Genomic DNA, 10,214 nt, shown 5'->3' with positions numbered 1-10,214 from the left:
AATGGCATCTATGATTCCTTTGCCGACCGGCTCCAGGCTTTCTTTCAGTTCCTTGATCTGATTTTTTCTGATCTCATGCTTTTGTCTGTCAAGGGATATCAATTTTTCCCAAACTTCTTGCTTTTTGAGCGCAAAATCCTCGAACATACTTGAAGCCTTTTCAATTGCTTCCTTGTCATAGCCGTTGGCTTCGTTTACCGACAGCAAATCCGTCAAGGCAAGCCGCAACTTCTCGTACTCTTTCTGCGCCTCTTCCTGTTGCGCAATGATTTCAGGTGTATTTTCCAGAGGTTTGTATGACAATTCCTTGATTTCAGCTTCAATGGATTTGATTTTTTCTGCATCAATCTCAAAAACGTTTCCAGCCGATTTGTAGTGGTCAAAAGCGGCCATTTCCGCAGCACCGCCAGCGGGAATGCGAAGATCGGCATAAGCATCTCTAAATTCCAACCGAGCGGCTTGATACGCTTCATTGTCACTCCCGCTTGAGAGCATTTTGATTATCTTTTCTACGGTATTTACTTCGGCTCCACGCAATGACTCAGGAACCACAGAAATCCCGTTTCGCAGGTAATCGGTCAACGTTTTAATTGATGCCACTCGATTTGTTGGATCAATGGAGAGGCTTGCAACCGGCTTGATAGCAACCGAAAGAAGTTGCCGGATCTCACGCACGCGCTTAACCAGGGTAAGTTTATTTACCCCGGCAACGCCCGTCATATTTTTTCGTATAACCCCAAGTTCACGAACGAGTTTTAACTTTTCAGACCCGCTCACATCATCAAGAGCTAGTAGAGTCATTTTCTTATCCGTTTGCTTGTTGATCCAATTCAGCCCATTTTTCAGCGGCATTGCCTATTAATTCGTCGTTCTCATCGCCAAGACCGGTATCGATCAACGCTTGAGCGGATGCCTCGATCTCGTCAAGCAGTTTCATGAGATCGCTGGCATTGCTAGTGCCGTCAACTACGGATTTCAGGAATGCTTTAGCGGCAATTATCTCTTCCGACTCACCAGTGATTTGCCTGGTGCTTTGATCCTCGGCTTCGATTTCCGAAGCGGCAGGGTTTAATTCAGTCGAGTCCGAGGGGATTGGATCGACCTCAAAGCTACCGGAAGCCTCGCGCAGCAATCCCTTACCGTAAGCAGCGAGAATATCTGCATCAGTTACACCGGAATTCTTAATGTTGTTATTGCTGACGGCGCTAATCTCGCCATTGGTGCGGATAGTCAGGCTGGATATGCCGAAACCATCAAGCGCTGGCAGCGCTTCGATCAATGATGCTATGTCAACGTGGAAGTCAGTTTGTGGGAGAGTTGGATTTTCAGAACTATCGCCATTTTCGGTCGATGTTGGTTCGACTGCAGGGATGCGACCTTCCGCAGCAACCTTAGCTATTTCCAGTTCGTTCTGTGCGCTTTTTAATTCGCCTTCAAGGGCAACAATCTCATCCTTGAGTGATTGAATGTTCTGCATCCGCTCAGATCGCTTTGCGTTCACACGTGCAAAGGCCGCGCTGTTCTTTTCTGCCAGCCTCATAATGCGGCGTGCAACTTCACGTACATTCAAGTCCTGGCCGCGCTCGGGAGCCACAACAATCGTTATATCTTTCTTGTTTAACAGCCACTTCCAGGAAATAATCTCATCCGATGGCGCCATTTTCTTTGGCGTTACATCGGGATTGTGAAAATAAATGGATACCGTTTGTCCATCCGATAATTCAAATATCACCGCCACATTAGCCACGCCTCGTTGACTAAACGGGTCGGATATCTGCATGGATTCCACTTTGACTGACTTACCGGCACGCTCCATAACCCCGCGCAGCAGTTCCATCTTGCGTTCCAGCTTCACAAATGGAGTAACCAGGGCATCTAGTGCTAGAACGCCATCGGAATCTTCAATAATGTCGTTAATGGTGATCGAATCAAGCAATAGGTTTTCGCCTGAATCCGATTGCCGTATCTCATACAACACCTGATCAAGCGTTTGATCGTAGGGCATAGCATCGCTATTCCATTGCACTCTTTTAGTCATGGCTTCCAATCCTTCGTAGGGTAAATTTTTTTCACGTAGCGGCTGACTCATATCACCGTTTTTTAGCCACCATTTCAGTTGAGATATTGATACTGGAACGATGCTCTCCATTCCATTCCAACCTCTTTCGTAGCTTCCCAGGTACGAGCTACGGGCTGATTCTTCGTTGGCAAAGCCAAGCATTGTTTTGTGCTCATCGAAACGGCCATCAACGAACTGGTTAATCACGTAGGCAGTCTCTGATTGCAGAAAAGGACCCAGGAAACAATCAACACCGTCTCCATCATTCCCTTTCGTCTTGCTGATGTATCCATAATGCGCAGCCATACGAGAAGTCCACCGTTTGCCGGTCTCTGCCGGTCCGGTAAGTGCCACGTGGCTGTTCAATTGCGATTGCAAGCCCCTGGAAATTGACTCTTCCCATTTTGTAATTGCCTGATTTGCGTTGCGCTTCAGTCGGCTCAGGAATAGAGTTGGCACCAAAAGCGCCACCATGGGCAGCGTTTTCAATATCAATGAATTGGTTGTCAGTGGAATGCGTCATATGCGGCATGGTAAGCCGCTTTAAAGGCAGTATTTCGGTCTGTTTTCCGCTCTACAATGCAAAAAGCCCGGAATCACCGGGCTTAAATAACGGATATTTCTATAATGTACGTATTCACGGGAGAGGTCACAACTTTGGACTTAGGGCTAAATAAAATTCGTGCAATAATCATGCAAATCAAAGCTGTGTAATAACGCCAAAGAAAGTGGGCATTAATAGTAATTTTGCTGAAATAAACTTATTATTTGGCGGATTCAACCTTGGAAAAGCAATCAACCGATTCGCAAAAATGTTTGGATTCTGGCACTGAAAAAAGCCGGTATCAAATACCGCAATCCTTACCAAACCCGACACACTTTCGCATCGACACTGCTTTCTAGAGGTAAAAATCCGCTTTGGGTCGCCCAACAAATGGGGCATAAGGACTGGGGGCAGATCATTAAGATTTATGGGCGGTGGATTCCGCCGACAACAGCGTAAAGCGTAGTTATAGACCTAATTGGCTCGCCAAGCTGGATTAATTTGGTAACTGGTTTATTAAGATTTCAGTTTGGAATCTCATGTATATGTGAAATTTAATCTTTATTTTTCTTCATATGAGGACGCATTATGACCGTTGATGATGCGTTGCACGAAGGGCAGCGGAGATCTAGCTGCTGATCAAGTTTTAGCTCCCTAAAAACATTACCAGGAACATCGAGATCACCATTGCAGCCTATACAACTAAATTTAATAGTACGTCTAGTTATTTTAAACTCTTGCTCTTTGCCATCAAGTTCAATGAGGTAGCTTTCATTGCACTTTGGATTTATGCAATTAACTAAAGTGGGCGAACTCATCAGATACTTAACGGGTTTCTTTATCGATGTGTCACAGATAAAACACTTAAAGCTATAAACTTCACCTATTACTCCACTCATGAAAAGATTACCTCTCAACCCAGATAAATATTCGACAGTAGTCTCAACTTTATTTCTGATATTTTCCTTATTGCCGTAAATTTCTAATTCTCCCCAAGATATTGCTGGGACTGGTATATGGAGTGCAACATTTGCAAGGCCATGCCATAGGCTATGCATTTTATTTAGGTTGAGTTCAGACTGGTGACCTAATGGTATGTAATCTAGTGACTCATAGTATTCTTTTGTTTTTAGCTGCTTATCAACTGAACTGTGACTGCTGATGGATACTGTGAAGCCTCTAATTATATTTTCATCAATATCTTCTGAAATCTGTTTTACGACATGTTTTGGCTGCCAATTTTTTAAATCATCCGAAGATAGGTAGGAATGCCAGAGCTTAAATCTTTCATAGCATAGATACTCAAGTGTAAGCCTACATTCCAAGGCCGCATACGTTAAACTTTGCGCGGTATCTTCTTCTACGAGCGCGCTAATCACTGCTATACGTCTTGAAATATCTAGCACAGACAAGGAACTCCAACTAATTCACATAACGCCAGAGCTCAGCGGCGTTTGAGGCCACGCTTGCACTTGCGATATTAAAAGTGGGCAACTGTTTAAACATCCGCTGCAACGGTTTGTTAAATCTGTTTTGCAAAAAGCACCTCCTCCACGCTAGTCAGAGAAAGAATTCCTCCACTTTGAACTTCCTCCGAATGGTCAACACATTGCTCATTTTTCACAAAAAGCACAATTGCCCGAGAGCCCACATGCTTTGAGCTGGGGTAAATGATCCCGTCAAGCTGCCGATCATCCTCTGCACGGAAAATGTGTCTGAAATACTCAGTAACCACTTGAGTCGGAACATAATCGATGTGAGAGCGGTCATTACGTGCGACTGGCTTAGAAAAGTCAGCTCCAAATTGCTTTATAAATCTCACCAAGTGACGAGTTCGTACTCTAGAGAGATCGAAGATACTTGGCAGCTCTATCTGCTGCGATAGATCTAGCAATAGCAAATCCCGTTGTGCACGAAATTTTCCTATGAATCCCTTTTTCGGTTTTTGATACCCTAGGTCGTATGTTTCGGCAATAGCTGTTTCGGCGTCAAAAGCGCCATAGAACATGGGGATGCCTGCGGGACTCATCCTATTTGGAAAAGTTGCACACTCACTAGGCGGCGCCCCAAGTTCGGATGCGTTCGTTAATGTGACATCTGGATCCACAATTCGAATACGCAGAACTTCGGAACCGGCTTTTAACATAGTAATTAGTTTCAGGTCATTTGCCATCGAACCGAGATGATCCAAGATAGCTACCGGATGAATTTCATCATGCTGATGCTCGTCATAGGTTGACGGTGTGACTTGGAGAAACACGTAACGAGCTTCACTAATTACAAATTGCGAAAAGCTATTCCAGCCGATTAATAGCGTTTGATGCTTCTCAAGCGAATACGGGTCTCGCTTGCACCATTCGTCATAAAATACTGATTCGGCAATCGTCTGGAACAACTTATGGGTGCTTGTCTCTAAACCCGCAGACTCGAGCATTTCCCAAGTGTCGTAGACCGTTCCTTGCCATCCACCTTCTCTCGTTTCGTACGGCAACCCCTCATCTGCGGGATGACCCCACTCCATACTGATTCCTTCAAGAATCACGCCGACGACATCGAAAAGTGGGCAAGAGCTTGATTCTGTTTCTTCGCAAAAAGAACAGGGTTGCTCCGATCCATTTGATGAGATGAAATCCTTCAGGGCGTCATCCTCAAAGCAGTCCAGGCAGACTCGGATTCCATCATCGATATCATATCCGCGTTTTTGCGCATCGAGCCATGCCGCTTTTACTCCTCCCACAATTTACTCCTAAAGATCTAACGTAATATATACGACAAGAAATGTCGCATAACATGGAACGGAATGTTGTATATAGCTAAGTGTTTCTAAGTCCTAATCATTTAAATAACTTAAGAATAGAATAGTTCTTAATTAAAGTATATGCGCATCATTTAGTTTTCTCCGTACAAGCAACACTGGGGTCTAAGAATAGATGAGTAACAAGCTAATAGATTGTTGTTGTTTGTACCGTAACAATAACTAAATGATTCGTATTGATACTACAGTTGATAGCATCTGCAATTAAGTTTAAACTAAAATACATTCGGAAGATCGTAGGCTCGAGAAAATACTTAGGAACGGCACAGAAATAGCATAGGTGAAAACTAAATGACTGATGATATAGAAATAGACGCGGGTTCGATTCCCGACTTACTATCATGAAATGTAAAATGGTCAGACCTTGGCCAAAAATAGATTGTCAGGCCAATCGAGATTAATTTAGCATGGCTCCATAAAAGTTCTGAGCAATAACAATTAACCAGTATTACACCATCCGTTACGCTTGCCGCCACTATAGGGACGCGCCAATCCTTTACTGATCATGTCTGCGCCGACATCTACCCCATCCGCAAATACCGCAGCATTTATTCGGAAATATTTATCCCTGTGTATGTTGCGCAACTCGACGTCCTTTGCATTCAATAACAAATGAGCCAGATACGCCCTGGAATCCATGGCGCCAATCTTTTCCTGCTCGCATTTGCCTCTCAGCTCAGGTGCATCAATGCCGTTTATTCGCACGGGTATCTTGCTGCAAAGAATACTTGGGCAGTCACCATCGATATTGATCGTAAAGGTATCGCCGTCATAAACTCTCACAATTGAACCGGGCTTAATTGTTTCATCGGCATACACCGGGCTATCGCAGCCAACAATCACTGTCATTATAAGTAAAACAACCGCTAATTTTGCCAATTTCATGATGGGATCATTCCTTGATTCAGTTTTTCAATCTCAGCACGGACCTCGCTAATAGCTACCTTCAAAGCATCCCGTTTACTGGTTAAAACCTGCTCCATCTTAGGCGCCGCAGTGCGTATCCCTGCAGGTGGCCTTATTTTCACCGCAGCGAGTAACTTCTGGAACTTGGTGCGACCGGCATCCATAGCAGCAACGATCTCGGATATCGCTTTTATGTGATCATCCTGGTTCTTGATTGGCAGAATCTTGCCATTTAGCAACACCTGGTAGATGTCGCCCGTTTGCTTTATCCGTAGAATCAACTTCTGAGAATCGGCAAAAGTGAGTGTCATTTCACGGGAACTGATACCAGAAGCACGCTTTGCGACAGTCGATACATCTTGCTGAACTACGTGCGCACCGGCACGTGAGAAATATTTCGCTGCCTCTTTGGCCGCTTTATCCTTAATAGAAAGATCAGCGTAACTAAAAACCAGATTTTTCATTCTAAGGCCCTTACTATTGTAATAAGGCAACAGTGTATTCGCTGATTAATATGAAATTGTTAAGTAATTTCCGTACTTCGAATTATTTATACTATCCATGGGTCCTTTTTATTTCTTTCCCCTCACTAAAAGCTTTTTTTATGTACGATAAAATGGTGAGAAATGCTAACGCCGGAAGTTTAAATAAACAGAGAGCTACTGTGGTTTGTAAGGGGGTTAATTAACTGGATCGGCCAGCATGCCTATGAAAATGGGCATGGCCTTGCGCCGAGTCGACCGGCAGCCGGGTGGCGACTTCTTTTCAATTTAGTCCATTCATTTATACAATTCCTAAAACTACCACTCTAACAAATTAGATATAAATGGTAGCTTTAAAGTCTTTCCGCAATACCTCTTAGTTTCTTGATTTCACAATCCATATCAGCAGCGGATACAACCGGTCTTACATGTCCAAAATATTTCCTTGAACGAGTAGGCTCAATGTAATTAACAGCGCCGTCTATTTCAAAGAATCGTGCTTGACATATTCTACTTCCAACAATAAGTTCCACTGGGCTATTACCGTGATTAAAAAGTTCTAGTGGTACACATCCACGAAAACCAGGCTGGACCATTGTATTTACCGGCACACCCAATCTCGTATAGCTACTTCTCGAAAGAATGTCGGCATAGATATTGTGCGGTAGAGATACATACTCTAGTGTTGTACACAAAACAATTTGATGTGGATAAAGAACGAACCTCTCGCCCAATTCTCTACGTGTCTCTTGAAAATAAGATCCTATCGCTCGATGTAGATGATTCTGGTCAACGCTAGTGTCTATTGATGGTTTCCGTGTAAGTATTGAAACGAGAAAATCATAACCAAGGCGTAAATCAAGTGTCACTGCTCCTACTTGTGAATCCTCAAGAAGTGGATCAATGAACAAGCTATCGTGTGCTTGAGAAGAAAGTAACTCTCGTATCCGTTCGTTACGTAAGAGGTTCATTGGTCCTCCAATTACCAACAATCATGCTGTTCCTGATGGATTTCTCGATAAGGCCGTTTATTATTCTCTCGGTAGTGGCCTCTCCCGTTGAATGAGTCCATGAATTAGTTGAGTCTGTCGATATTTGAGTTTGTTTAAGATATGTTGTGCCGGCTTCGAAAATTCCATGAAGTTCCGCTTCGTTTTGAATCTTATAGGGTCGAGCGTTATTAAATGCCTCTAAAACATCTGGTACCAAGAAATTAATTTCGAGTTTGCGTAAGCCTTTTTTCGTAAGTGATGTTTGAAATAAATCAATAATGTCATTCTGTGCACCAGAAAGAAATGAATCAATTAGGTCAAGCCGGGCATTTGTTGCAGGGTGAGTCCAGCTAACTTGATTGTTCTTTGCAAATGCATCAAGAAAATCTTTATATGCGTTCCCAACATAGCTAGCAGCAAAAATGTCCGCAAAATACTCTCGTCGATGTGAGGTTGCAATGATATTTATCTGTTCGGATGTCATTTCATCGAAATTGAGGCCCGGTAATGGGAGCGACTCAACTGGAATCGCCAATAATGACAGATTCACTATGCCATGATGAACATCTAAAAAATGACCTAACTCGTGGTAAAGAGCTACATTTAGAAGTGGCCGATGCCGGTAGATTTGTGGAAATGCAATTTGTACCAATTCACTATTAAACTGAACATCAGTTAATGATTTTGCCAGGGTGTAGAAATCATGATTAACACCCTGAAAGTAGAAACTAAATGCTTTCTCATGTGTAAGAGCCGTTGTTATTAGCGCCTTCTTACCTGTTGTCCAAGACAAAAGAGCCATTTTTAAACAATGTACAATTTCATATGGTATTTTTTTTGATGTGCTACCAGAAAGAAACTTAGACGCAGTCCAGATTTGATCCACCAAGAATTCAACAAAATCAGGTGGAATTAATGAATATTTCGACTGAATTATTTGAGTAACTGATCGAAGCTGACTAATATAATCATTCAGTTCATTACTAAAATATGGTGTCTCAGCTATCTTTGATAATTCTTCGCCTAAGAGTATTAGATTTGTTTTAGTAACCAGGGTTAGCTCTCATTTGATGAAGAATTGTTTTGGCTAAGGTTGGATCAATAGTCTCAAATGTGGTTATTTTATTGACCGCAGCATTAAGATCCTTGTTTGCTTTCATCCAGAGTGCAAATGCAATCGCATCCGAATGAGCATTCTTCGGAAAATTAATTGGATCGGACAACAACTCCTTTGCTTCGGTAATTACATTTGCTAAGTGTTTTTTCAAGTCTTCAGGTACTGACTGTGTTTGATCGGCATTCAACGAAAAGATAAGTTGAATTAAACCTAGGGATGGATCTACAGGAGGAGCGGCGGCTATCATAGTTATTCTCCTAACTAAGTAAATAATTTTTTTTGAAGTATCGCATGGTAAATGATCGACGTAAACTACCACGTAAAAAAATATTGCATTAAGTCTGATAGCTGGCATTTATCGAATAGTATTCGATCCAGAAATAAGCATAAAAGAGTGACGGCAAGAACTTAAAATAATTCAATTCAAGTGAAACTTTAACTAACATCATTTTTCAGAAATTATAATCTTTGGAATGAGGAAGATTTATGATGAAGTAAGTGTCCTTTTATGCTCATTTTTGTTTTTGGCGTACTGTTATCTATAAAATTCCTAGCTAAAAGTGCCAAAGATGGCACAAAATTGATTGTGACAAATTTGTGCCATCTTTGGACTTAAATGATATAGATTAGTGATTGCGTCTCATAATCCCATGCACTACCAAATGCAGCCTTTCCCATTAGAGCTTGTGTATTTATAAAATTAGAGACGCTTGTTTCCTTGCATCAAACAGGTGACCCGGTATTATCTGAACCAGATTGAACCGAATCATGCCGATGAGTCGACCCAACATTTTTGCTGTTGTGAGTTAACGAGCTTCCAACCACGGCTGTATCGCCATTGACAATCACATTGGCTGCATTGATCTCCACGGTCTCGGCATTCAATCTCATCATTCCATCTGCAATGAACTCTATGTTCGCATGATGAAACCGTCTCCAATCTATGGAATTTCCCGCTTGAGGGTTGCGGTACCCGGTAATTATTGGATATCTGGAATCGCCGCCTATAAAGGCAATCCATATCGTATCGCCCGGCAATATTTCGATCTCTGTGCCATCAGAACCAGACCTTGCTTTGTCACCAATAGGATATTCAATTTCAGCTTCCGGAAACACGTCTGCGCCATCGGTTATGCCGGGTATTTCTATCCGGCATGTTCGTCTGTCCTGGTCGTAGGATTGAACGATTGCGGGGTAGCGTCCCGGCATCTGGCCGTAATTGTTTGCAGTCATCAACCCTCCAATTCGCCAAGCCACAAACGGCTGTACTGATTGCTTCCGCTACCGTCCGTATCGTTC

At 42.7% G+C, this 10,214-nt stretch carries 10 protein-coding genes and 1 pseudogene; all 11 read right to left on the bottom strand.

What is annotated here, in order from left to right; translation table 11 throughout:
- Positions 1-801 (bottom strand): hypothetical protein (locus tag C7H79_RS15550; protein WP_147383636.1); only part of this gene is annotated, 801 nt, incomplete at its 3' end.
- A gap of 4 nt (positions 802-805) precedes the next feature.
- Positions 806-2,005 (bottom strand): defense against restriction DarA-related protein, encoded by a 1,200-nt coding sequence (locus tag C7H79_RS15545; protein WP_258577650.1) that lies wholly within the window; start codon positions 2,003-2,005, stop codon positions 806-808.
- A 153-nt stretch (positions 2,006-2,158) separates the two neighbouring features.
- A pseudogene (locus C7H79_RS19100) lies at positions 2,159-2,462 on the bottom strand (pyrophosphatase-like OB fold-containing protein); the annotation flags it as partial.
- A gap of 695 nt (positions 2,463-3,157) precedes the next feature.
- On the bottom strand, positions 3,158-4,009 hold the full coding sequence (locus tag C7H79_RS15535) for a hypothetical protein (protein WP_106708186.1): 852 nt from the start codon (positions 4,007-4,009) through the stop codon (positions 3,158-3,160).
- Positions 4,010-4,125: 116 nt separating this feature from the next.
- Positions 4,126-5,340, bottom strand: a complete 1,215-nt coding sequence (locus C7H79_RS15530; protein ID WP_106708185.1) for a HEPN-associated N-terminal domain-containing protein — start codon at positions 5,338-5,340, stop codon at positions 4,126-4,128.
- Between the two features lie 516 nt (positions 5,341-5,856).
- Positions 5,857-6,303 (bottom strand): thermonuclease family protein, encoded by a 447-nt coding sequence (locus C7H79_RS15525; protein WP_106708184.1) that lies wholly within the window; start codon positions 6,301-6,303, stop codon positions 5,857-5,859.
- Positions 6,300-6,788: a defense against restriction DarA-related protein gene (locus C7H79_RS15520; protein ID WP_106708183.1), complete on the bottom strand. Its 489-nt coding sequence runs from the start codon at positions 6,786-6,788 to the stop codon at positions 6,300-6,302. Before C7H79_RS15520 ends, C7H79_RS15525 begins: the two co-directional genes overlap by 4 nt.
- A gap of 371 nt (positions 6,789-7,159) precedes the next feature.
- Positions 7,160-7,777 carry a dCTP deaminase gene (gene dcd, locus C7H79_RS15515; protein WP_106708182.1) on the bottom strand — a complete coding sequence of 206 codons (618 nt, stop codon included), beginning with the start codon at positions 7,775-7,777 and terminating at the stop codon, positions 7,160-7,162.
- Positions 7,761-8,684: a hypothetical protein gene (locus tag C7H79_RS15510; protein WP_147383633.1), complete on the bottom strand. Its 924-nt coding sequence runs from the start codon at positions 8,682-8,684 to the stop codon at positions 7,761-7,763. The genes dcd and C7H79_RS15510 overlap by 17 nt, the downstream gene beginning before the upstream one ends.
- A gap of 157 nt (positions 8,685-8,841) precedes the next feature.
- Positions 8,842-9,162, bottom strand: coding sequence for a hypothetical protein (locus C7H79_RS15505; protein WP_106708180.1), 321 nt, complete (start codon positions 9,160-9,162; stop codon positions 8,842-8,844).
- A 476-nt stretch (positions 9,163-9,638) separates the two neighbouring features.
- Positions 9,639-10,148: a hypothetical protein gene (locus C7H79_RS15495; RefSeq protein ID WP_106708179.1), complete on the bottom strand. Its 510-nt coding sequence runs from the start codon at positions 10,146-10,148 to the stop codon at positions 9,639-9,641.
- Positions 10,149-10,214 lie beyond the last annotated feature (66 nt).

This window comes from Nitrosomonas supralitoralis (assembly GCF_003011925.2).
GTDB classification, from domain to species: Bacteria; Pseudomonadota; Gammaproteobacteria; order Burkholderiales; family Nitrosomonadaceae; genus Nitrosomonas; species Nitrosomonas supralitoralis.
The sequence above is the reverse complement of the archived record's forward strand: the minus strand, read 5'-3'. Positions and strand labels throughout refer to the sequence as shown.